Source organism: Aneurinibacillus soli (assembly GCF_002355375.1).
Classification (GTDB): Bacteria; Bacillota; Bacilli; order Aneurinibacillales; family Aneurinibacillaceae; genus Aneurinibacillus; species Aneurinibacillus soli.
The window spans coordinates 135,001-156,850 of the sequence record NZ_AP017312.1 but is presented as its reverse complement, the minus strand read 5'-3'; the positions used below and the strand labels follow the sequence as shown (position 1 = coordinate 156,850).

At 47.4% G+C, this 21,850-nt stretch carries 26 protein-coding genes and 1 riboswitch (1 of these 27 cut by a window edge); of the genes, 23 read left to right on the top strand and 3 right to left on the bottom strand.

Annotated elements, in window-relative coordinates; genetic code table 11:
• Positions 1 to 12 precede the first annotated feature (12 nt).
• The 16 genes from rplO (at position 13) to CB4_RS21810 (ending at position 11,868) form a co-directional block, all read left to right on the top strand.
• Positions 13 to 453 carry a 50S ribosomal protein L15 gene (rplO, locus tag CB4_RS00860; protein ID WP_096463164.1) on the top strand — a complete coding sequence of 147 codons (441 nt, stop codon included), beginning with the start codon at positions 13 to 15 and terminating at the stop codon, positions 451 to 453.
• Complete coding sequence (gene secY, locus CB4_RS00855) at positions 453 to 1,760, top strand: preprotein translocase subunit SecY (RefSeq protein ID WP_096463163.1); 1,308 nt, start codon at positions 453 to 455, stop codon at positions 1,758 to 1,760. Before rplO ends, secY begins: the two co-directional genes overlap by 1 nt.
• Positions 1,761 to 1,809: 49 nt before the next feature.
• Positions 1,810 to 2,463: an adenylate kinase gene (locus tag CB4_RS00850; RefSeq protein ID WP_096463162.1), complete on the top strand. Its 654-nt coding sequence runs from the start codon at positions 1,810 to 1,812 to the stop codon at positions 2,461 to 2,463.
• Positions 2,460 to 3,206 (top strand): type I methionyl aminopeptidase, encoded by a 747-nt coding sequence (gene map / locus CB4_RS00845; RefSeq protein ID WP_096463161.1) that lies wholly within the window; start codon positions 2,460 to 2,462, stop codon positions 3,204 to 3,206. Before CB4_RS00850 ends, map begins: the two co-directional genes overlap by 4 nt.
• Positions 3,207 to 3,286: 80 nt before the next feature.
• A complete protein-coding gene (gene infA, locus CB4_RS00840; protein WP_003322635.1) occupies positions 3,287 to 3,505 on the top strand; it encodes a translation initiation factor IF-1 in 219 nt (72 codons plus the stop codon).
• Between the two features lie 86 nt (positions 3,506 to 3,591).
• Positions 3,592 to 3,705: a 50S ribosomal protein L36 gene (gene rpmJ / locus CB4_RS00835; protein WP_096463160.1), complete on the top strand. Its 114-nt coding sequence runs from the start codon at positions 3,592 to 3,594 to the stop codon at positions 3,703 to 3,705.
• Between the two features lie 22 nt (positions 3,706 to 3,727).
• On the top strand, positions 3,728 to 4,096 hold the full coding sequence (gene rpsM, locus CB4_RS00830; protein ID WP_096463159.1) for a 30S ribosomal protein S13: 369 nt from the start codon (positions 3,728 to 3,730) through the stop codon (positions 4,094 to 4,096).
• 15 nt (positions 4,097 to 4,111) lie between these two features.
• Positions 4,112 to 4,510 carry a 30S ribosomal protein S11 gene (gene rpsK, locus CB4_RS00825; RefSeq protein ID WP_231956110.1) on the top strand — a complete coding sequence of 133 codons (399 nt, stop codon included), beginning with the start codon at positions 4,112 to 4,114 and terminating at the stop codon, positions 4,508 to 4,510.
• A 183-nt stretch (positions 4,511 to 4,693) separates the two neighbouring features.
• A complete protein-coding gene (locus CB4_RS00820) occupies positions 4,694 to 5,638 on the top strand; it encodes a DNA-directed RNA polymerase subunit alpha (protein WP_096463157.1) in 945 nt (314 codons plus the stop codon).
• 29 nt (positions 5,639 to 5,667) lie between these two features.
• Positions 5,668 to 6,033, top strand: a complete 366-nt coding sequence (gene rplQ / locus CB4_RS00815) for a 50S ribosomal protein L17 (RefSeq protein WP_096463156.1) — start codon at positions 5,668 to 5,670, stop codon at positions 6,031 to 6,033.
• An 80-nt stretch (positions 6,034 to 6,113) separates the two neighbouring features.
• Positions 6,114 to 6,965 carry an energy-coupling factor transporter ATPase gene (locus tag CB4_RS00810; RefSeq protein ID WP_096463155.1) on the top strand — a complete coding sequence of 284 codons (852 nt, stop codon included), beginning with the start codon at positions 6,114 to 6,116 and terminating at the stop codon, positions 6,963 to 6,965.
• Positions 6,941 to 7,834, top strand: coding sequence for an energy-coupling factor transporter ATPase (locus CB4_RS00805; RefSeq protein ID WP_096463154.1), 894 nt, complete (start codon positions 6,941 to 6,943; stop codon positions 7,832 to 7,834). Before CB4_RS00810 ends, CB4_RS00805 begins: the two co-directional genes overlap by 25 nt.
• A 2-nt stretch (positions 7,835 to 7,836) precedes the next feature.
• The gene (locus tag CB4_RS00800) at positions 7,837 to 8,634 is read left to right on the top strand and encodes an energy-coupling factor transporter transmembrane component T family protein (protein WP_096467574.1); all 798 of its coding nucleotides are present in this window, start codon (positions 7,837 to 7,839) and stop codon (positions 8,632 to 8,634) included.
• Positions 8,635 to 8,645: 11 nt separating this feature from the next.
• Positions 8,646 to 9,419, top strand: a complete 774-nt coding sequence (truA, locus tag CB4_RS00795; protein WP_096463153.1) for a tRNA pseudouridine(38-40) synthase TruA — start codon at positions 8,646 to 8,648, stop codon at positions 9,417 to 9,419.
• 243 nt (positions 9,420 to 9,662) lie between these two features.
• Positions 9,663 to 10,664, top strand: a complete 1,002-nt coding sequence (locus tag CB4_RS00790) for a hypothetical protein (RefSeq protein ID WP_096463152.1) — start codon at positions 9,663 to 9,665, stop codon at positions 10,662 to 10,664.
• Between the two features lie 143 nt (positions 10,665 to 10,807).
• Positions 10,808 to 10,895: riboswitch (cyclic di-GMP riboswitch) on the top strand.
• Positions 10,896 to 11,016: 121 nt separating this feature from the next.
• A complete protein-coding gene (locus CB4_RS21810) occupies positions 11,017 to 11,868 on the top strand; it encodes a methyl-accepting chemotaxis protein (RefSeq protein WP_096463151.1) in 852 nt (283 codons plus the stop codon).
• 141 nt (positions 11,869 to 12,009) lie between these two features.
• On the opposite strand, the gene CB4_RS00780 is transcribed toward CB4_RS21810, so the two are convergent.
• Positions 12,010 to 13,983: a sensor histidine kinase gene (locus CB4_RS00780; RefSeq protein ID WP_096463150.1), complete on the bottom strand. Its 1,974-nt coding sequence runs from the start codon at positions 13,981 to 13,983 to the stop codon at positions 12,010 to 12,012.
• Positions 13,984 to 14,129: 146 nt separating this feature from the next.
• Between CB4_RS00780 and recQ the strand changes: the two genes are divergently transcribed.
• The 6 genes from recQ to CB4_RS00750 all read left to right on the top strand — a co-directional run bounded on the left by recQ (position 14,130) and on the right by CB4_RS00750 (position 19,496).
• Positions 14,130 to 15,911, top strand: a complete 1,782-nt coding sequence (recQ, locus tag CB4_RS00775; RefSeq protein WP_096463149.1) for a DNA helicase RecQ — start codon at positions 14,130 to 14,132, stop codon at positions 15,909 to 15,911.
• Between the two features lie 171 nt (positions 15,912 to 16,082).
• The gene (gene rplM / locus CB4_RS00770) at positions 16,083 to 16,520 is read left to right on the top strand and encodes a 50S ribosomal protein L13 (protein ID WP_096463148.1); all 438 of its coding nucleotides are present in this window, start codon (positions 16,083 to 16,085) and stop codon (positions 16,518 to 16,520) included.
• An 18-nt stretch (positions 16,521 to 16,538) separates the two neighbouring features.
• On the top strand, positions 16,539 to 16,931 hold the full coding sequence (rpsI, locus tag CB4_RS00765; protein ID WP_096463147.1) for a 30S ribosomal protein S9: 393 nt from the start codon (positions 16,539 to 16,541) through the stop codon (positions 16,929 to 16,931).
• Positions 16,932 to 17,043: 112 nt separating this feature from the next.
• Positions 17,044 to 17,487, top strand: a complete 444-nt coding sequence (locus CB4_RS00760) for a hypothetical protein (RefSeq protein WP_096463146.1) — start codon at positions 17,044 to 17,046, stop codon at positions 17,485 to 17,487.
• A gap of 113 nt (positions 17,488 to 17,600) precedes the next feature.
• The gene (gene cwlD, locus CB4_RS00755) at positions 17,601 to 18,314 is read left to right on the top strand and encodes an N-acetylmuramoyl-L-alanine amidase CwlD (RefSeq protein WP_096463145.1); all 714 of its coding nucleotides are present in this window, start codon (positions 17,601 to 17,603) and stop codon (positions 18,312 to 18,314) included.
• Between the two features lie 63 nt (positions 18,315 to 18,377).
• The gene (locus tag CB4_RS00750; protein ID WP_096463144.1) at positions 18,378 to 19,496 is read left to right on the top strand and encodes a P-loop NTPase; all 1,119 of its coding nucleotides are present in this window, start codon (positions 18,378 to 18,380) and stop codon (positions 19,494 to 19,496) included.
• Positions 19,497 to 19,561: 65 nt separating this feature from the next.
• Here CB4_RS00750 and gerD read toward each other — a convergent pair whose 3' ends face one another.
• Both gerD and pdaB read right to left on the bottom strand, forming a co-directional pair.
• Positions 19,562 to 20,200, bottom strand: coding sequence for a spore germination lipoprotein GerD (gene gerD, locus CB4_RS00745; protein ID WP_231956109.1), 639 nt, complete (start codon positions 20,198 to 20,200; stop codon positions 19,562 to 19,564).
• A 229-nt stretch (positions 20,201 to 20,429) separates the two neighbouring features.
• Entirely contained in the window at positions 20,430 to 21,191 is a 762-nt protein-coding gene (pdaB, locus tag CB4_RS00740; protein WP_096463143.1) for a polysaccharide deacetylase family sporulation protein PdaB, read from the bottom strand.
• Positions 21,192 to 21,333: 142 nt separating this feature from the next.
• On the opposite strand from pdaB, the gene CB4_RS00735 reads away from it, so the two are divergent.
• Positions 21,334 to 21,850, top strand: partial view of a stage II sporulation protein M gene (locus CB4_RS00735; RefSeq protein ID WP_096463142.1) — the 5' portion only. It continues 134 nt past the right edge of the window; 517 of the gene's 651 nt are visible here — the first part of the coding sequence; the start codon lies at positions 21,334 to 21,336; its stop codon lies beyond the right edge, outside the window.

Sequence of the window (21,850 nt, the reverse complement as noted above, 5' to 3'; positions counted from 1 at the left end):
GGAGGTGCAACGATGAAGTTACACGAAATTCAACCTGCTGAAGGTTCCCGCAAAACACGCAACCGTGTAGGTCGCGGTATTGGTTCCGGTAACGGCAAGACTGCTGGTCGCGGTCACAAAGGTCAGAACTCCCGTTCAGGCGGTGGTGTTCGTCCAGGTTTCGAGGGTGGTCAAAACCCGCTGTACCGTCGTCTGCCGAAACGTGGCTTCACAAATCCGAACCGTAAAGAGTTTGCGATTGTGGGTCTGGATCAGCTGAACAAGTTTGCGGCTGATGCGGTTGTTACACCTGAAGCTCTGCTTGAAGCAGGCATCATTAAAAACGTCCGTGATGGCGTTAAGATTTTAGGGAACGGAGAATTAAACGTTAAGCTGACGGTTCAAGCCCAGAAGTTTTCTCAATCTGCAGTTGAAAAGATTGAGGCTCTTGGCGGAAAAACCGAGGTGATCTAATGTTCTCCACTGTTGCCAATATATTCAAGATTGCCGACTTGCGTCGAAAGGTGATTTTTACCCTTTTGATGCTTGTCGTCTTTCGGATTGGCAGCTTTGTTCCGGTACCTAATATCAACGTATCGGTACTTGAGCAACTGTCGCAGCAGAATAATGTGTTTGGGTTTCTAAATACGTTCTCTGGTGGTGCACTGGCTCACTTCTCCATCTTCGCGATGGGGATTATGCCATACATCACCGCATCCATTATCATGCAGCTTTTGTCTATGGATGTCGTACCGACATTGACGCAGTGGTCGAAAGAGGGAGATATTGGTCGGCGTAAAATTGCCCAGTTCACCCGGTATGGAACAATCGTTCTTGGGGTGATTCAGGCAACCGGGTTATCAATCGGATTTAACCGAATGATGCCAGGACTTGTCAAGGATCCTTCTTTCACAACATATGCGTTAATCGCAATTGTACTCACTGCGGGTACAGCATTCCTGATGTGGCTCGGTGAGCAAATTACCGAGAAGGGCATCGGAAACGGGATTTCTATTATTATCTTTGCGGGGATCGTAGCTGCGATTCCGAATGGAGCGAAGCAGCTCTATGCGACCGAGTTCCTCGGCGCGGGGGATCAGGTGTTTATGAACATCGTGAAACTCGTAGGAATTGTGCTGGCGCTCGTATTGCTCATCATGGCAGTTGTGTATGTCCAGCAGGGCATTCGTAAAGTGCCGGTGCAGTATGCAAAGCGCGTGGTTGGCCGCAAGATGTATGGGGGTCAATCGACTCACATCCCGTTAAAAGTAAACAGTGCCGGAGTTATTCCTGTAATCTTCGCTCTGTCTTTAGTCATTTTCCCGCCAACGATTGCTCAATTCTGGGCGGGGAATCCGGTAGCAAACTGGGTGATCCAGACGTTTAATATCCAGACAATGAGCTCAAGCAACTGGCTTGGTATCGTGCTGTATGTGCTGCTTATTCTTGGATTCACGTACTTCTACGTGTTCGTTCAGGTTAATCCGACACAGATGGCTGACAACATGAAAAAGAACGGCGGATATATCCCGGGGATACGTCCAGGAGATGAGACAGCCCAGTATATTACTCGAACATTAAACCGAATTACGTTGGCAGGCGCGGTATTTTTGGCCGTGATCTCGATTTTGCCTATGCTGTTCTCCGCGGTAAGCGGGCTTCCGGCTAGCATTCGAATCGGAGGAACAACCATCTTGATTGTGATCGGGGTTGCACTCGATACGATGAAGCAAATCGAAACTCAGCTTGTAAAACGGCATTACAAAGGTTTTATTAAGTAGAAGTAGTACAAAGAAGGCTGTTCATTAACTGACGTATGGAGGGGTAGAGATGAATATTATCTTAATGGGTTTGCCAGGAGCAGGTAAAGGAACGCAAGGGGAGCGCATTGTTGAGGGGTTTGGTATTCCACACATTTCGACAGGCGACATGTTCCGGGCGGCCATTAAAGATGAGACAGAGATGGGGAAACTGGCGAAGTCCTACATGGATCAGGGGCATCTTGTACCGGATGAAGTGGTAATCGGTATTGTCAAAGAGCGTTTGGGCAAAGCTGATTGTGAGAAAGGCTTTATGCTTGACGGATTTCCGCGTACGCTCGCTCAGGCAGAAGCACTTGATGTGATGCTTGAGAGTCTCGCGCGCGAGATTGACCATGTGATTAATATCGATGTTGATCGCAGCATCCTGCTGGAACGTCTGACTGGCCGACGCATTTGCCGAAGCTGCGGTGCGACGTACCATGTAGTGTTTAATCCAACTTCCCAGGAAGGCATCTGCGACAAGTGTGGCGGAGAGTTGTACCAGCGGGATGATGACAACGAAGCAACAGTTGCGACCCGCCTCGATGTAAACATCGAACAGTCTGCGCCGATTCTGAAGTACTATGAAGCAAAAGGATTGCTCCGTGATATCAACGGGCAACAAGATATAGACAAGGTGTTTGAGGATGTTGCACAAGTATTGAGAGGGAAAACTCAATGATCATTTGCAAGTCCAAAGCAGAAATCGACATCATGAGAGAAGCGGGACGTATCGTCGCTCTCACGCATAACGAACTGCAAGCAGCAGTCCGTCCAGGGATCACAACAGCTGAACTCGACGACATTGCTGAACGCTTTATTCGCAAACACGGAGCAAAACCTTCTTTCAAAGGCTATGGAGGCTTTACGGGCAGTGTATGCATTTCTGTTAACGAAGAGTTGGTTCACGGCATTCCAGGCCAACGCAAGTTGAATGATGGAGACATCGTCAGTATCGATATCGGAGCAGAAGTAGAAGGATATCATGGGGATTCAGCCTGGACATATGGTGTAGGCCAGATCACTCTAGAGAACCAGCGTCTGCTTGATGTAACAGAGCAGTCTCTGTTCGAAGGGCTTGCGAAAGCGAAGCCTGACGCGCGCCTGACAGATATCTCTCATGCTATTCAAGTATATGCGGAAGCAGCTGGATACTCTATTGTTCGCGAATATGTAGGTCATGGCATCGGACGGGATTTGCATGAAGATCCGCAAATTCCAAACTACGGACCTCCAGGACGTGGAACGAGATTAAAGCCGGGCATGGTACTGGCAATTGAGCCGATGGTGAATGCAGGCAAACGCTACGTGCAAACGCTGGCGGATGACTGGACAGTCGTTACGGTGGACGGTTCAATGTGCGCGCACTTTGAACATACGATTGCGATTACTGAAGATGGCTATGAAATCTTAACAAGGGTATGATTGTACTACATGATGTGGTATGATTGCCGTTGGATAACATGCTTATGAAGCAAACCGGCTTACGAAAGGAGAGTGGCTTTATGGCGAAAGAAGACGTAATTGAAGTGGAAGGAACCGTGATTGAGCCTCTACCGAACGCGATGTTCCGCGTAGAGCTGGAGAACGGGCACAAAGTGCTTGCTCACGTATCCGGGAAAATCCGTATGCATTTCATTCGTATACTGCCAGGTGACAAAGTTACCGTTGAATTATCACCGTATGATTTGACCCGTGGGCGGATCACATATCGCTATAAATAGAGACGGAAACAAGAAGTTAGAGGTGCGAATATGACCTCCAACCTCTAATACTTCCGGCTTTCTAGAAATGACAGGAGGTTATTCGAGTGAAAGTAAGACCATCTGTAAAGCAGATTTGCGAGAAATGCAAAATCATTCGACGCAAAGGCAAAGTTATGGTAATCTGCGAAAATCCGAAACATAAGCAGCGTCAAGGTTAATTTATAAGGAGGTGCACGACACGTGGCACGTATTGCGGGAGTTGATTTACCTCGTGACAAACGCGTAGTAATCGCGTTAACGTATATTTTCGGCATCGGCCGTCCAACAGCTGAGAAGATCCTGACTGAAACAGGCATCAGCGAGCAGACTCGCGTTCGCGATCTGACAGAAGAAGAAGCTGGTAAGCTTCGTGAATACATCGACAAAAGTGTTAAAGTTGAAGGTGACCTTCGCCGTGAAGTATCCCTCAGCATCAAGCGCCTTGTGGAAATCGGCTGCTTCCGTGGTGTTCGTCACCGCAAAGGTCTGCCGGTTCGTGGTCAGCGTACGAAAACAAATGCTCGTACTCGTAAAGGTCCGCGCCGCACTGTAGCGAACAAGAAGAAGTAAAGGAGGTAAATGAAGTTGGCGAAAAGAAAAGTAGCTGCGACTCGTACACGTCGTCGCGATCGTAAAAATATTGAGTCTGGCATCGCGCATATCCGTTCTACATTCAATAACACCATCGTTACTATTACTGATCCGCACGGAAATGCAATCTCCTGGGCAAGTGCTGGTGGCCTCGGCTTCCGTGGTTCCCGTAAAAGCACTCCGTTCGCTGCACAAATGGCTGCTGAGCAAGCTGGTAAAGCAGCAATGGAGCATGGCATGAAGGTGGTTGAAGTTCTGGTTAAAGGTCCAGGGTCAGGCCGTGAAGCTGCAATCCGTTCCCTGCAAGCAACAGGACTCGAAGTTAACATGATTAAAGACGTTACTCCGATTCCTCATAATGGTTGCCGTCCACCAAAACGTCGCCGTGTATAATTTGTCAGCAAGTCGCATATAATAGCAAGTTTAAAAAGTTATACGCCTGTGCATAATATGGTAGTATGATACAAGCAGGTCTGTGCTTTGGTTGCGATTTACTGGTAACCGTAAAGGGGAATTCCGGTCGTGGACCTTATGACCCGTCCGGAATTTTCGACGTTTTGAAGGAGGGTTTCGTTGATGATCGAAATCGAAAAGCCAAAGATCGAAGTGGTAGAAGCAAGTGAAGACTCTACCTATGGTAAATTTGTGGTTGAACCGCTTGAACGAGGATACGGGACTACGCTCGGTAACTCGCTGCGCCGTATTCTGCTCTCTTCGCTTCCGGGCGCCGCAATTACCAGCGTTCAAATCGATGGGGTCCTCCACGAGTTCTCCACGATCGAAGGCGTGGTAGAAGATACTACCCAGATCATCTTAAATTTAAAAACTCTTTCTCTCAAAATCCATTCGGACGAGGAGAAAGTTCTTGAAATTGATGCGGAAGGCGCTGGCGTTGTTACAGCAGCAGATATCCGTGCGGATAGCGACGTGGAAATCCTTAACCCGGATCTCGTCATCGCGACAATGGAGCAGGGAGCCCGTCTCCGTATCCGTATGTATGCGAATCGTGGCCGTGGATATGTTTCCGCTGACCAGAACAAACGTCCAGATATGCCGATTGGCGTACTTCCGATTGATTCAATCTACACACCAATCACCCGTGTAAACTACCAGGTAGAAAATACACGTGTGGGTCAGGTGACAAACTACGATAAATTAACGTTAGAAGTATGGACAGATGGAAGTATTCGTCCGGAAGAAGCGGTTAGCCTCGGTGCGAAGATTATGACAGAACATCTTAATCTGTTCGTTGGCCTGACGGATGAAGCCCAGGAAGCAGAGATTATGGTAGAGAAAGAGGAAGATAAGAAAGAGAAAGTCCTTGAGATGACGATTGAGGAACTCGACCTTTCTGTTCGCTCTTACAATTGCCTGAAGCGCGCTGGCATCAACACTGTTCAGGAACTGACACAAAAAACAGAAGAAGATATGATGAAAGTCCGTAATCTGGGCCGCAAATCGCTTGAAGAAGTACAGGAAAAGCTGGAAGAGCTTGGACTGGGTCTTCGCAAAGACGAATAGAACATCTTGTCTTTAAGGAGGGAAAAAGTATGGCATACTCTAAATTAGGCCGTAACAGCTCCGCTCGTAAGGCTCTGTTCCGTGATCTTGTAACAGATCTCATCATCCACGAGCGTATTGAAACGACTGAAAGCAAAGCGAAAGAGCTGCGTTCGATCGCTGATAAAATGATTACTCTGGCTAAACGCGGTGACCTGCACGCTCGTCGTCAAGTAGCCGCTTTTGTGCGTAAAGAAGTAGCGAACGCTGAAACAAACCAGGATGCAATCCAAAAGTTGTTCGATACAATTGCACCTCGCTTTTCTGAGCGTCAAGGTGGTTACACTCGCATCTTAAAAATCGGACCGCGTCGTGGAGACGGTGCACCGATGGTATATCTTGAGTTAGTTGAATAGTTAGCACTGACGCAAGAAAGGGTGAGGAGTAATCACCCTTTTTTTGCGTATAAAAAAACGATCTGAGCGGCAAGGAGAGGATGGGCGTGAGTGGGAGTATCATCATCCGCCTAACAGATGTTTCGTTTGCATATGAGGGGGCAGACGAGCGTGCGGTGAAAGGCGTTTCGTTTGAAGTGAAGCAGGGCGAATTTCTTTCGATTATTGGCCATAATGGGTCTGGTAAGTCAACACTTGCCAAAATGCTGAATGGCTTGCTTTTGCCAGTCGAAGGAGTCGTAGAAGTAAATGGGGCTGTAACAGTGGATGAGGAGCGTATCTGGGATGTGCGTCAGACCGTCGGCATGGTGTTCCAGAATCCAGATAATCAGTTCGTCGCTCCTACAGTGGAAGATGATATTGCGTTCGGGATGGAGAATCTCGGTGTACCTCCAGAAGAGATGGAAGTACGGATTATGGATGCATTAGAGAAAGTACATATGACCGCGTATCGGCAGGCAGAGCCGAACCGTCTCTCCGGCGGGCAGAAGCAGCGGGTGGCCATTGCTGGGATTCTAGCAATCCGTCCAGCCGTGCTTGTGCTCGACGAAGCGACAGCGATGCTTGATCCGCGCGGACGCCGTGAAGTGCTGGATGTTGTACATCGGATGAATCGTGAGCTTGGCATGACTGTGATTCAGATTACGCATTATTTAGAGGAAACGCTTGCAAGTGATCGGATTATTGTAATAGATAACGGCTCTAAAGTCGGGGAGGGTATGCCATCTGAGGTGTATCAACGTGTAGACTGGCTGCGTAGCTTAGGGCTTGATGTACCGTTTGCTTCTGGCTTGCAAGATCGGTTGCAGAAGAAGGGGCTTTCGTTCCCGGGGCTTGAGATGACGACGGAAGGGGTGTTAGACCGTCTATGGACATCCGCTTTGAAGAAGTAGGCTATACATACGGCAAAGCCACACCTTTCGAGCAGCGAGCGCTACGGGAGATGTCGCTCTCGATCCCCTATGGCCAATATGTAGCAGTAATTGGACATACGGGTTCCGGCAAGTCTACGCTCATCCAGATGCTTAACGGCTTGCTTGCGCCAACAGAAGGAACGATGGCGATTGGGGATTTTATTCTTCCGGTTAAAAAGAAAAAAGGGCTGGAAGTGCTCCGTCAGAAAGTCGGACTTGCGTTTCAGTACCCGGAGTATCAGCTTTTTGAAGAGACGGTTCGCAAAGATGTAGCCTTCGGGCTTGTAAATATGGGGTTGCCTACGGAGATGATTGCCGGGCGCGCAGATGCAGCGCTGCGGCTTGTTGGGCTTGACCCCGATAAAGTCGGAGAAAAGTCTCCGTTTGCGCTTAGTGGTGGACAGATGCGGCGTGTAGCGCTTGCGGGTGTGCTGGTGATGGACCCACAGGTGCTTGTGCTAGATGAGCCAACCGCCGGCCTTGATCCGGCCGGACATAAAGAAATCTTGGAGATGGTCGCTCGCATTCATCGTACAGAGAAGCGGACAACGGTGCTTGTGACACACAGCATGGAAGACGCGGCGCTGTATGCGGATTATTTATATGTGCTGAATGAAGGGCAGTTGTGGATGGAAGGTACACCTGCAGACGTATTCTGCGACCCGAAGCGCATTCGGGCGGCCGGGTTGGATCTGCCGGACATTACACAGTTTATTATGCAATTCAACGAGCGTTTAAAAGCTGAGCCGCTTTCGATAAAGCCGCTTCCGTATGATATTTTTGATTCGGAAAAGCTTGCTAATGAAATCTCGCACCGCTTTGGCAGGAAGGGAGGGGTGCGACGATGAATTTGGTGAACCGTGTACCGATTGGTCAATATGTGCCAGGAAACTCGGTATTGCATCGCTGCGACCCACGCAGTAAGCTAATTGGCACGTGCCTGTTTCTTATCCTTGTTTTTTTGGCGAATACGCCCCTTTCGATGATCGTAGCGGCTTTAGTCTGTTTTGTAGGGATTGGAATCTCCCGTGTGCCGATTTTGTATGTGCTGCGTGGGTTAAAGCCAGCACTGTGGATTATTGTGCTCACTGCATTGTTGCAATTGTTTATGAATGAAGAAGGTCGGCTGTTGTTCACGTGGAAGTTCCTCCAGATTCATGAACAGGGCGTGCGGGATGCAGTGTTTGTATCGGCGCGTATTATTTTGTTGATGATGACCGCGTCGCTTCTCACGCTGACGACGTCTCCCATTCAGTTGACAGATGGGCTAGAGAGTGTATTTTCGCCGCTGAAGCGTGTGGGGTTTCCGGCGCATGAGCTGGCGTTGATGATGTCGATCTCGCTTCGCTTTATTCCGACACTGATGGAAGAAACTGAAAAAATCGCCAAAGCGCAAATGTCGCGAGGTGCTTCGTTTTCTAGTGGTTCGCTCATTAAGCGTGTACAGAGCATGCTGCCTATTATTGTGCCGCTGTTCGTGCAGTCGTTCCGGCGGGCGGAGGAGCTTGCGTTTGCGATGGAAGCGCGCGGTTATCGCGGCGGCGTGGGTCGGACGAAATATCGACAGCTTCGCTATGGGGTCGTAGATGTTGGACTCGGAGTCGTGATTATGGTTGTAGCGGTTGTGATTATTGTATTTCGCACATAAGGGGAAGCAGGATGCAGGAACGTAAGATTAAACTTGTATTTTCATATCGAGGTACCGCTTATCACGGCTTTCAGCGCCAGCGAGTGCTGCCAAGTGTACAGGGAGAGATGGAGAAGGTATTGAAGCGACTTGTGGGCCACGAGGTATCGCTTGCGGTATCGGGACGGACAGATGCGGGAGTACATGCCCGGTATCAGACCGCCCACTTTATTACGACATGTGGTATACCGGGTGAGCGATTTGTTCAAGCGATGAATACGTTTTTGCCCGATGATATTGTGGTGTTAGAGTCTAAAGAGATGCCGTTTGACTTCCATGCGCGGTATGATGTGGTGGAGAAAACGTATCGCTACCGCATTCTGAATCAACGCCAGTCCGATCCGTTTTTGCTGGATCGAGCATATTGGGTGCGCGTACCGCTTCGGATTGAGCAGATGCGTGCGGCAGCCGAGCACTTCATTGGTACGCATGATTTTACATCATTTTGTTCGGTGCGGACACATGTGGATAGTAAGGTGAGAACCATCTATGAGATACGGATTGATGTAGAGGAGCGCGATCCGTATGTGAAGGGACAGGGGCAAGATATTTGGCTGACGTTCCGGGGCAGTGGATTTCTGTACAATATGGTGCGGATGCTGACGGGGGCGCTGCTTGAGGTCGGGAAGGGCCGCTGGACACCGGAGTATGTGAAGGATATGCTTGCGTCTAAGAGTCCATCTGTTCGCAAGGTGAATGTTCCGCCACAGGGGCTGTATTTGTGGGATGTGAAGTATAAAGAGTAGTGTAAAAAGAGATGGGGAGAGAAAACATAGGAGTGATTAGAGGACAGGAAAAGACAGTTACCTTTTCCTACCTTGCAATCGTTCCTGTGTATTCTCTCCTTTTTTCTTCCCACTTACTACTTCATGCAGCACTTCTTGCTTGAAAATCGGCAATGAGGCGTTAGTAAGAGATCTAGAGTTTTCTATTAAGGTATGGACTCATGTAGATCATGCTATACTGAAAAGAAAAAGGCTGGAATTTTTATGAAAATCGTTGAATTGCGTAATCGGGTATCACAGCTATCTGAGAAGGATATGCAAACGATTATTGTAGAGATGTATAAGATGATACCCAAAAAAGTAATAGAAGAAAAACAAGTAGATGAGCTGGTGAAAGATTGTAATGCGTTTCTCGTCGAACGAAAAAGTGATAAAAAAGTTGTGATGGAACCTGACTTTATGCAGGTGAAGTTGGAAATCGAACAGTTTATCACAAATGTGGACAACCAGTATTATGTGGCACCGAACCGAGTCATTCCGAAGCAAGAGCGTTCGAAGTGGCGTTTTGTTGTGAAACGATTTATGGATCAATTGCAGAAGTTTGCGGGTGATCCGAAATATGGAGCGGAACCAGCCAGATTGTTTGAAGCGCTTTATATTCTTATCTGTCGGGCTTGTGGAGAGTATCTCTTTAATACAGAAGATCCGTTCCGTTCGATTATGATTGATCAGCGTTATTTTTTCCGGGATGTGCTGGCTTTGAAAAGGGCAAGAGAACCGCTTGCGAAATGGACGGCAGATGCGGTTGCACTCGTTTTTAACTATGATACTGATCAGGAACTGATGTGGACGGATTTACTAGACGAGTTGCTTACATTCGCTGAGCAAGAAACAGAGAAACAAGAGATTCTTGAACAGTGTGAGAGTTTATTGGTGCAGTGTGTACTTGAGCAAAAAGTTGCGAAAAAGCCTGAGCAGTTTCATGCAAGAATCGAAGAGTTGATCACGGCAGTGCTCATTATCCAGTTTACTCTAGGAGACTATGAGGAAGGAATTCATCAGTTCAACGCGTATTATGTGGGTCGTGATGACGAAGTGAAAATGTATGTATTATTGCGGTGGTTGCTGCGATATGGATTGAAAAAGGAATGGGTGCGAGAGTACGAGTATGCGGTACGGGCAGGGGTGAAGCCACGCGGTGGTTTGCAAAGAACGTACGAACATATTCAGAAATATGACAGATTGCCAGATAGTATGATGTGGTGATTTTTTTGGGGGGTGGAAGATGGCAGTCGTTTGTGGAGTCAAGTAGAGTACCTTATGGAGGAACATGGTGCAAATATTGCATTTTTTTGGGAAGGGACTATGTTTCTTTGGTACTATAAACTTTGAGGATAAAGATTATTGTGCATCGACAATGGCAAACTCATTGAAAGGTGAGGACGCAAAGCCACGGGTCTATGGTTTCTTGTAAACTATGACAGCCGGGTTACCGAAAGCCTTATCTTATTTCGGGGCTATTTCTTGCGATGCGAGAAATGGCCCTTTTTTAAGAAAAAAATAGAGATAGCAAGAGAGAGTCATGTAGGAGAGAAGCACATACAAGGAGGAAATACTTATGAGCACACAAACAGTAGAGATATGCAAGGAACTAGAGTATGCGATTGAAGCAGGAAAGCATATATATGAACTTTTTAATCAGGTCAGTACAGTGCTTGTTGTAAATCGGGAACTGGAGGTTTTAGGATACCTGGAGGGTGACATTCATCTGAAGCTTAAAGTAGGGGATAAAATCCCAACAAATGTTTTGTCTGCTCAAGTAATGAACGCGAAAAAAAGAATGTCACAAATGGTCACAAAGGCAGAATCATCTTTTCAAGTTGCTTATCAAGGACTAGCGATTCCCGTTATGGACTCTCATGGGAAGGTTGTTGGCTGTCTGGGCATTACGTCTCCGTTAACCAAACAACAGGCACTCATTGATATGGCTTCTAATCTGATTGAGACCTCGTTAAGTACAACGAAAGCTAGTGAAGAAATCGCAATGGGGGCTTCCGGGTTAGCGGATGCGGTGCGTGATTTGAACGCGGTTTCCGGAGAAGCAAAGTCTGAAATCATGATGATCGGGGATGTACTTAAGCTGATTAAGCGTATTGCTGATCAGACAAATTTATTATCATTGAACGCTGCGATTGAGGCAGCGCGGGCGGGAGACGCCGGCAGGGGATTTGCTGTGGTGGCGGACGAAGTACGAAAGTTAGCCCAGGATACAAAGGGAAGTCTGGATGACATTTCTAACAAAATGAATCAAATTTTACATTCAGTTGAAAAAATGACAGAAGGGATCTTTAAAATCGATGCTCACGCGCAACAACAAGCGGCTGCTACAGAAGAGATTAGTGCGTCGATGATTGTATTAGAGGAAAATGCGAAAAAAATAGAAGAGTTATCTAACTCTCTATCCATATAGAATTAAGAAGAGGCTGTCCCGAAGTTACTTTCGAGATAGCCTCTTTTTTGATAATATAGAAATAAATGGAATAATGAAGTGGTTCTATAAAAGATGCACAGACTGTGCCCTAAAGTCCCCTCGTACTCTCAGCATGATATACTACAGGAGAGACTCCTTCCCCATTTGGATGATTGGCATCGTAATGGAGATTGTGTATCCTTTTCCCGATTGTGATGAAAGGGTGACGTCCCCTTTCAGTTGTCGAGCACGTTTTTGCATCATGGTCAGTCCGAAGCCACATGTGATGGCAGATGAGCCTACGCCGTTGTCCTTGAGTACGAAGTGCAGGGTCGCATTCCGCCGTTCCAGGAGGAAAATAAAGTGTGTGCTTTGCCCGTGACGGATCCCGTTTGTCAGGCCTTCTTGCAGTGCATGATAGATAAACTTTTTTTGTGCCACAGTAAGAGAAGGCAGAGGGGAGATCGAAGCATCGATTGTCACCCCTGTATATTTTGTCGTTTCAGCAATGAGATGTTCCAGTGCATACGGAAAGATAAAAGATTGCTCATCCTCATTTTCAATTCGGATCGCGCGCCTGATTTCAGTCAATCCGTTACGTACGAGCTCTTGTGATAGTTCGAACTTCTCTAATGCCCGTGGCAAATCTTTCTCAACGAGTCGCTTGCCGGCTTCGATTTGTACAATGGTTGTTGTCAGCGTATGCCCGACAATATCATGAATATCTCCTGCAATGCGATTTCTTTCTTCTAGTGCTGACATCTCGGCCCTTGCTTTAGAGGTCTCGCGTATGGAACGCTCCAGTGATTTCGTCCGTTCCTGTACACGGTGTTCGAGTGTATTGTTCAGGTTTTTTAATTCGTCAGATAGCTGTTCTACATCGCGATAGTTACGAGCATAAAAGACAGATAGATTAGTAAATTGGACGAGCGTAAATACGAATAGACCAAGCGATGTGAAATTTCCATAACGGATGATCTGATTGTAGTACAGAATATCGCAAATCGCGGTAATCAAAAAGAAATTTGCGGCGAGACAGTTAGCAATACCGAACGCCCGCTTGCGGACGGCAGTAAGAACAAGGGCATATATCATGTATGTAATTACAATAAGCATAACGAGATAATATGCCGTGATAAGTCGAGTATAGATACTAGCTGGGGTGACAGCTGTAACGAATATAAAACACAAGCTTATCATCTGAATAATGCGAACGAATTTTCTGTTTACTTCTTGTGGATATAAAGATTGAATGAGCATCATGAAAGTCGGAATCCCAATGAATATAGCACAGTATTCGATTTTGAGCGCGAGTTCCCAGTTGAAGTTAGGAAAAAGTTGAATTAAAGAGATGTTATCTTGTAAGGCTGCCCGAATGCTGATAAGGAAACAGAAAATTCCAAAGTACAAGGAATATACATCTCGGCGGCGAGGGATATAGATGGCGAGATGGTACAGCCCAAACACAAGAAAGGTTGCGATGAAGAAGCTTTGCTTAATGATGGTACCTTCTTTCCAATTCGCAAGCTGCTGAGCGTCACCAAGCTGGATCTCTTTCCATATCCCACCGTTTTTATGCATGAAATTCGAAATTTGTAATACGATATGCAGCGTGTCTGTTTCTGGTTGTAAATAGATTAAGCGTGGTAGATATTGAGGCTTCATTGTCTCTTTCGTCGTTCCGACAATACCATTCGTCGACAGTTGTTGTCCATTTACAATCAGTCGGTATGCGGTAGAAGCAATTGGCATGTAGATGGCTTGTAATCGATTTTTTTCGTGTGGGTTCAGTCGTACTGTCAACATGAAGGTTGCATATCCTTCTGCTGGAAGCTTGGTTCCGTTCCATTCATATCCATTCCATACGTGTGGCAAGGTTAAAAAATGGCGGGAAACCGTAGGAGATGGAGGAGATTCGCGTAGTTCTCGCCAATAGAACGCCCACTCTCCGTTCAATTTTACGGCTCCATCCTGTGCAAAATCCCATGTGCGTAAATCGAGAACCCCTTTGGAAGCGGTAGGTGGGCTCGATTGTGAGACAGGAGTGCATCCTGTTAGGAAAACAAAAATCATCGTCAGTAACATCACGATGGACAAAGGATGTACATGCTTCATTTGTTAGCTCGGTTCTCCTTGCTTTTGTACGTATTTTCTTCCTATTCTACCGAATTTACGAGAATAGGACGAAAGGGAATGTAATAGGGAAGATAAAATGGGTATATATACCTGAAGTAGCTTGATTAATGAAGGGGGAGACATACATGTTTAGAGAAGCGGAAAAGCAGCTCCAACGCTATTACGGATATGCTTCCTTTCGCAACGGACAGCAAGAAATTGTAACAAGCCTGCTTGCTAGACAAGATACGCTTGGCATCATGCCAACAGGCGGCGGAAAATCCGTCTGTTACCAAATTCCAGCGTTATTGTTTCCGGGGTTGACACTCGTTATCTCCCCGCTTATCGCCCTGATGAAAGATCAGGTCGATGCGCTTGCTAGTATGGGCATTCAGGCAAGCTTCATCAATAGCTCCCTGTCCGGCTCCGAAGTGAGTGCTCGGATGCGGGCGGCACGGTTGGGAGAGTATAAGCTGTTATACATCGCACCGGAGCGTCTGGAAGCACCAGGCTTCCGAGCGATGATTCTCGACATGCCAGTCTCGTTCCTCGCCATCGACGAAGCGCATTGCATGTCGCAGTGGGGGCACGACTTCCGTCCAAGCTACCGTGCGATTGCGGACTGGGTTGCAGAGATGCCTGAGCGCCCACTGATCGGGGCTTTTACCGCGACCGCCACGCAGGAAGTACGGGAGGATATTATTCGCCTGCTCGCCCTTCGCAATCCGAATGTGTATATATCCGGGTTTGACCGGGACAACCTTACCTTTTTGGTGCGGAAGGGAGAGAATAAGCAGGATTTCATTCTTTCCTATATAAAAGTGAACAAGGGGCAATCTGGCATCATCTATGCGGCGACACGGCGGGAAGTGGACGGGCTGCATGCCTTGCTTGTGCGGAAGGGAATTACGGCGGGGCGTTATCATGCGGGATTATCCGATACAGAGCGTAGCGAGATGCAGGAGCGGTTCCTGCATGACGATCTGGAAGTGATGGTGGCAAGCAATGCGTTTGGGATGGGAATTAACAAGTCGAACGTGCGCTATGTTATTCATCACAATATGCCCAAAAATATCGAAGCATACTACCAGGAAGCAGGCCGAGCGGGTCGGGACGGAGAACCGGGGGAGTGTGTCCTGCTATTTGGTCCCCAAGATGTGCAGACACAGCGCTTCTTCATCGAACAGAGTGAATTGCCACCTGAGCGGAAAGAGAATGAATATCGTAAGTTGCAGGCGATGGTCGATTACTGCCATACGACACACTGCTTGCGTCAGCATCTGTTGCAATATTTTGGTGAAGCGGCTCCAGCTGCGTGTGGGGCATGTAGCAGCTGTACGGACGAAGCGGAAATGGTGGACAGTACGGTGGACGCGCAGAAGATCTTCTCCTGCATCTACCGCATGCGGGAGCGATTTGGTGCGGCGATGGTAGCAGGGGTGCTGAAGGGTTCACGGAGCAAAAAAGTGCTCGATACGGGATTTAACAGCTTACCAACTTACGGGATTATGGCGAATTATACGGAAAAGCAGATTGTCGATCTCATTCATCTATTCACAGCAGAAGGATATCTTGCCTTATCAGAAGGCAAGTATCCCGTACTTAGCCTTCTGCCCAAATCGTGGGCGGTTCTTAAGAACGGGGAGCAGGTACTGCGGAAGGTCCGGGTAGAGAAGCAGAAAGCAGCACCTGATGATGCATTATTCGAGCAGCTGCGTGCGGTGCGTAAGGAAATTGCCCAGCGGGAAGGCATTCCGCCGTATATCGTGTTCTCAGATCGCACTCTGCGTGAGATGAGTGAGTTGCGCCCGGCCGATGAAGAAGAGATGCACCGGGTGAAAGGGATGGGAGATGTTAAGTTTGAACGGTACGGCCTCATTTTTCTGGAAGCCATCCAGAAATACGTGGGCGCACAGACGGTTCAGTAAAAAACAACGCAACCCGGCGTATAAAAAATCTTGACTTATATACCCAATGTATAGTAAGATCAAATTCGGTATTTTAAAACCCCACTAGCCCCGAATGTGATGGTTTTTAAAATATAATGGTTATCGGAAACTAAAAGCAATTTAGGCAATCGTTTCTTAGGAGGGAAAACAATGCGCACCACATACATGGCAAAGCCAATGGAAGTTGAGCGTAAATGGTATGTAGTTGATGCTGAAGGCCAAACTCTTGGTCGTCTGTCCAGCGAGATCGCATCCATTCTGCGTGGAAAGTTCAAACCGGAATTCACACCGCACATTGACGCGGGTGACTTCGTAATCGTCATCAATGCTGACAAAGTACATCTGACTGGTAAAAAACTGTCTGACAAGAAATACTACCGTCACTCTGGTTACCAAGGTGGTCTTCGTGTGACTACAGCGGGTCAAATGCTGGCTACTAAGCCGGAACGTGTAATCGAGCTTGCTGTTAAAGGCATGCTGCCGAAAAACCGTCTGGGCCGTCAATTGTTCACGAAGCTGAACGTTTATGCAGGTGCTGAGCATCCGCATCAAGCGCAAAAGCCGGAAAACTGGGAAATCCGCGGATAGTAAAAGGAGGGAAAAATCGTGGCACAAGTTCAATACTACGGCACAGGTCGTCGTAAAAACTCTATTGCACGCGTACGTCTCGTACCGGGCGATGGTCAAATCATTATTAACAAACGTTCTATGGACGAATACTTTGGTCTTGAAACCCTGAAGCTGATCGTAAAACAACCGCTCGTTCTTACTGAAACAGAAGGTAAGTACAACGTGCTTGTTAACGTAAACGGCGGTGGTACTACTGGCCAGGCTGGCGCAATCCGTCATGGCGTATCCCGCGCTCTGCTTGAAGCGAACCCGGAACTCCGTGGCGCTCTTAAAGCAGCAGGCTTCCTGACTCGCGACCCACGTATGAAAGAGCGTAAAAAATACGGTCTTAAAGCTGCTCGTCGCGCGCCTCAGTTCTCAAAACGTTAATTATATCTTTTATATGCAACGTTCAACCGGTCCCTTTGTGGGGCCGGTTTTTGTTTTTTGTGCGATGGGTATGCTAAGTGCAAGATGCATATACTGAGATAAGGGTGATCGCATGGAAAATAACATTGTTTCCTTTGAAACGCATGTCCGGGCACGGGAAAAGATGATGCGCGAGAAGCTTCTGTCAGGCATCGATCGTCGAGAAGTTTATCAGTACTACGAAAATGTGATCCGCGCTTCCATCGAGCATCTAACATTGCTTCAGCGCTATATCGTGGAAGAGTATCTGGCTGAAATCATTACCTCTTTTTTTATACACGGTGTGGATGCAAGTCGAGAATATGAGTTGGGTCGGACAGATAAAGAAATTGAACGGGCCGCCATGAAGCGGCTATTTGCCTCGATCTATTCATTGTCAGGCGATTATAGGCTGTCCCGCCACCTCAACGAGTGGGATTTGTATTCGATTTCCGTTCTCGCGGAAGATCTGGCGGGTCGATGGTTTCAGCATGGCCTTGCATACGGCAGGAAACAGCGCAAATTACGATTGTTATAAACCGTAAACATGCATCGGGCAGGTCCAATAAGGGCCTGTCTTTTTCTGTGTCATATGAGGAGGGAGGTTGTACATATGCTGTAAGGAGAAGATGGAGAGGAAGAGGGGGAGACATGAAGCGAAAAGCGTTGCTCTGGATCACAGCCTGCATGCTGCTGATTGCCCTGTTCGCCTATAACATGCCGACGGATCGTTCTTGGTCAGGCTGGTCTCTGCCGCTATCAGGCAAGGTCATTGTTATTGATGCGGGACATGGAGGTCCGGATGGAGGGGCGAGTAGTTCCGGTGGAGTTGTAGAGAAGAATGTGACTCTGCCACTTAGCATGTATCTACGGGATTTTCTCCAGCAGGCGGGGGCTGTTGTCGTCATGACGCGAGATGGAGATTATGATCTAGCTGAATCGGATACAAAAGGCTGGAGCCGGAGAAAAGTAGAAGACTTGAAGAAACGTGTGCAGATGGTGAATGAACAAAATGCGGATATGCTAATTAGCATTCACTTAAATGCGATTCCGTCCAAGCAATGGACAGGAGCGCAGACGTTCTACGCACCGCGCGTGAAGGAGTCGGGACAAATCGCGGCACTTGTTCAGGAAGAAATTAAACGGGTGCTACAAAATACAAACCGGGCTGCTAAACAAACAGATGATATTTATATTTTGCGTATGCTCGAGCGTCCGGCTGTGCTTGTGGAAGTGGGCTTTCTCTCTAATGATAAAGAAGCTCAGCTAATGAATACAAACCAGTATCAGAAGCAGATGGCCAACGCGATTTATCAGGGTATACTTCGATACAGCTCAGGGGAGAGAGTTCCGGACGTACAATGAGTTTGGAAGCAGGCGGTGTCAATGGTATAATGATGGCAACGTATGGTGAAGAGGTGAATAAAAGTGATTACAGAAGATAAAGTTCTTGAGGCGCTCAAGGGAGTAGAAGACCCGGAGCTTCACCGCAGTGTGGTAGAACTCGGCATGGTGCGCAACATACAGATTGATAACGATCGGGTAGCGCTTGAGGTTGTTCTGACTATTCAGGGCTGTCCGTTGAAAGTAAAGATTCAGGAAGACGTCGTAAATGCCATTAAAGCGCTTGGTGCATCTGAGGTAGATCTGCGTTTTGGTGCGATGACAGATGAAGAACGTGCGCGTGTAGCAGCACTGATCCGTGGCGAAAGCCCAGCACAGGCAGCGCAGAATGGCACGGTACAGGGACATGGAGCAGGTCTAAACCAACTCTCTCCACTGCTTGGTCCAGAGTCTAAAACACAGTTTATTGCCGTGACAAGCGGTAAGGGTGGGGTAGGTAAATCAACCGTAACAGTCAATCTCGCTGTGGCACTTGCCCGCCTTGGTAAGAAAGTCGGCATTATCGACGCAGACATTTATGGCTTTAGTGTTCCAGATATGATGGGAATTACTCAGCGTCCAGTTGTAATTAACAACATGGTTCTGCCGGTTCAGCGTCTCGGTGTCAAAGTGATTTCCATGGGCTTCTTTGTAGAGGATAACTCTCCAATTATTTGGCGCGGCCCTATGCTTGGCAAGATGATTCGAAACTTCTTCAGTGAAATTCACTGGGATGAACTTGATTACATGATTCTTGACTTGCCGCCAGGAACAGGGGATGTCGCGCTTGACATTCATCAGATGATCCCGCAGAGCAAAGAGATCATCGTGACGACGCCGCATCCAACTGCTGCCTTTGTAGCATCGCGTGCAGGTGCGATGGCGATTAAGACGAATCATGAAATTCTCGGTGTAGTAGAGAACATGTCGTACTACATTACCCAGGACGGTAAGCATGATCCGATCTTCGGAAGCGGTGGTGGTGAGAAGCTGTCAGAAGAGCTTGGAACTGAGACGCTGGCACAAATTCCACTCGGTCAGCCAGAACCAATGCGGGACGAAGAGCGCTATGCGCCTTCGGTCTACCAGGAGAATGAGCTGATCGGTACGATATATATGGATCTGGCGCGTAAAGTTGTCGAGAAGACACCTGTACGTTCGTAATGCAAAAACGGAAGTGAGGCAGTCTGCCCCCTTCCGTTTTTTATTTGATTCCAGGTAGGAGCGGCTTATTTTCCGCCACCACCACCACCCTTGCCGCCGCCTTTTTGTTGGCCCCCCTGCTGGCCCCCTTTTTGTTCCTTGCCCTTTGTTTCAGGCTTCATGAGTTGTTCCTGTGCTTTTTGCATGAGTGTAACCATCTCCATACGGAACATTGGACTTTGTAGGGCTTCTTTCATAATGGTCATCGTTTGTTGGCGATAAGCCGGGCTTTGCATGCTCTGGGTTACTGTTTTTTGATGCTCGGGGTCTTTCATGATGCTAAGCATCATTTTTTGGTATTCCGGGTCCTTCATTAAGTTTTTGAGTAGTTTTTTGTTTTCTTCCTGCATCGCTTTTGCGAGTGCTGCCGCGAATTTCGGGTCTTGCATCATTTCATGGGTCTGAGTTTTAAGATGGTCTTCCATTGCTTTTGGATCGCCGGTACTCTGGATGCTCATCTTCCCACTGCCGCCAGAAGATTCTTTAATAGCCTTCTGCGCTTCTTTTGTTTTAAGAATATCGACCACCATCTGTTTTGTTTCATTGTAGTTGCCTGATGTGGAAGAAGACTTCTCGGGGCTTCCACCGCCACAACCTGTGGTGAACAGCGACAGGGCAAGCATAGATGTTAGTACGTACCGGATAGGTTTGAATGACCGAGTCATAGTTGTAACCGCCTTTCGTTAAGATGTCGGTTTATGACTTAGCATACGAAAGCGGACGGTCGTTTATCCTGTGGAGGAACTGGAAGCGATTCTACTTGAAGGGAGAGCAGGGGGATAACGCTAACTTACTGCTGTTGTGTAATATACAGTCTAATTATGTAACTGCATGGACCTTATATCGAAACCAAAAAAGCCCGGAATTGCCGGGCTTTTTGGTACATGCATATGGTTATTGTACTTCTTTGGTCTGGACCTTTGTGCCGGCGAGCAGCTCGGAGACGGATAAGAACTCGTATCCTTCGCTGCGCAGTTTATCGATCACTGTTGGAAGTGCCAGATGAGTCTGCTTACATGTATCACTGGCATGCATGAGAATGATGTCACCTGGATGTGCTTTTTTGATCACGTTTGTAACGATTTGTTCAGTCCCTGGATTCATCCAATCTCTAGAATCAGTGTCCCATTGAATCACAGTATAGCCCATGTTGTTCGCAATACGGAGGACACGCTTGTCAAAATCTCCGTTTGGCGTGCGGATCAGGTTAGGAGCGGTGCCAGTGAGGTCTTTCAGGATGCCGTGTGCTTTACCAATCTGCGCCTGGATTTCTTCATCGCTCAGGCTACTGTAGTTTACGTGCTTATGCCCATGGGAACCGATTTCATATCCCATATCCTTGATGCGCTTTACGACGTCCGGATGACTCTGGCTCCATGGAGAGGAAAGGAAGAATGTTGCCTTTTTGACACCTTTCTTCTCTAGGATATCCAGAATGGGGCCGGTTCGCTCTTCTCCCCAGCTGATATCAAAGGTGAGAGCGAGTTTTTTTTCTTTCGTATCAACTTTGTACACAGCGTTCGGCCCTGATTTTCCTCCGCTCGCAAGTACCGTGATGTTTTCGCGCTCTGCCCAGGCAATGCCGAGCGCAAAAAGGGCAGCGGTAAAAATAATAAGGTATTGCTTAATCCGTCTGGCGTTTACAATCCAGAACAACGGTCACACCCCCCTGTTAGGCTTTGTCCACTATATATGTATGCGGACAAGATCAGGATATGCCGGTATGAAATGAAAAGAGAAAAGGGATAGTGTGATATGATCAAGTTAAAGAAAAGATTTGAAGGAAGGGAAGCATCGGATGGTAAAGCGTTTAAGTTATATACTGCAGGAGAATCGGCGCTATATAGGGATTGCCGCCCTTCTGATGGTGATGGGTGGAGCAATCGGTTATATAAGTGCAGATCAATTTGCGGAAACATTAAAGCGGATGATTGACGGTATCCTAAAAAGTGCGAAGCAGGAACAAACGGGTGCGGATATTTTTTGGTTGATCTTTAGAAATAATGTCATGGTAGCAATGATGATGATCGGATTGGGGATTTTTTTCTTTGGTATTTATCCGGCATTTACTTTGCTTATGAATGGAGCGATCCTGGGTTTTCTTCTAAAAACTATCTCTTCAAAAGGAATCAGTGCGAGCAAGGTTTTAATTGGTGGAATCCTTCCACACGGAATCCTAGAATTAAGTATGATTATTCTCTCGGGTGCAATAGGTATGAAGCTGGGGATAAGGCTGTATGAGTGGGTTTTGGCTATGCTCGTTCCAGAACGAAGAAGGATGGCAAATGACCGGTTATACAAATTGTTAGAGCAGC

Coding starts and splice junctions, on each gene's coding strand:
- CB4_RS00810 (WP_096463155.1), top strand. CDS start 6,114: ATGGGCGTGAGTGGGAGTATCATCATCCGCCTAACAGATGTTTCGTTT.
- gerD (WP_231956109.1), bottom strand. CDS start 20,200: ATGACTCGGTCATTCAAACCTATCCGGTACGTACTAACATCTATGCTT.
- CB4_RS00760 (WP_096463146.1), top strand. CDS start 17,044: ATGGAAAATAACATTGTTTCCTTTGAAACGCATGTCCGGGCACGGGAA.
- recQ (WP_096463149.1), top strand. CDS start 14,130: ATGTTTAGAGAAGCGGAAAAGCAGCTCCAACGCTATTACGGATATGCT.
- rplQ (WP_096463156.1), top strand. CDS start 5,668: ATGGCATACTCTAAATTAGGCCGTAACAGCTCCGCTCGTAAGGCTCTG.
- rplO (WP_096463164.1), top strand. CDS start 13: ATGAAGTTACACGAAATTCAACCTGCTGAAGGTTCCCGCAAAACACGC.
- CB4_RS00780 (WP_096463150.1), bottom strand. CDS start 13,983: ATGAAGCATGTACATCCTTTGTCCATCGTGATGTTACTGACGATGATT.
- infA (WP_003322635.1), top strand. CDS start 3,287: ATGGCGAAAGAAGACGTAATTGAAGTGGAAGGAACCGTGATTGAGCCT.
- CB4_RS00820 (WP_096463157.1), top strand. CDS start 4,694: ATGATCGAAATCGAAAAGCCAAAGATCGAAGTGGTAGAAGCAAGTGAA.
- truA (WP_096463153.1), top strand. CDS start 8,646: ATGCAGGAACGTAAGATTAAACTTGTATTTTCATATCGAGGTACCGCT.
- cwlD (WP_096463145.1), top strand. CDS start 17,601: ATGAAGCGAAAAGCGTTGCTCTGGATCACAGCCTGCATGCTGCTGATT.
- CB4_RS00805 (WP_096463154.1), top strand. CDS start 6,941: ATGGACATCCGCTTTGAAGAAGTAGGCTATACATACGGCAAAGCCACA.
- secY (WP_096463163.1), top strand. CDS start 453: ATGTTCTCCACTGTTGCCAATATATTCAAGATTGCCGACTTGCGTCGA.
- rplM (WP_096463148.1), top strand. CDS start 16,083: ATGCGCACCACATACATGGCAAAGCCAATGGAAGTTGAGCGTAAATGG.
- map (WP_096463161.1), top strand. CDS start 2,460: ATGATCATTTGCAAGTCCAAAGCAGAAATCGACATCATGAGAGAAGCG.
- CB4_RS00850 (WP_096463162.1), top strand. CDS start 1,810: ATGAATATTATCTTAATGGGTTTGCCAGGAGCAGGTAAAGGAACGCAA.
- CB4_RS00790 (WP_096463152.1), top strand. CDS start 9,663: ATGAAAATCGTTGAATTGCGTAATCGGGTATCACAGCTATCTGAGAAG.
- CB4_RS21810 (WP_096463151.1), top strand. CDS start 11,017: ATGAGCACACAAACAGTAGAGATATGCAAGGAACTAGAGTATGCGATT.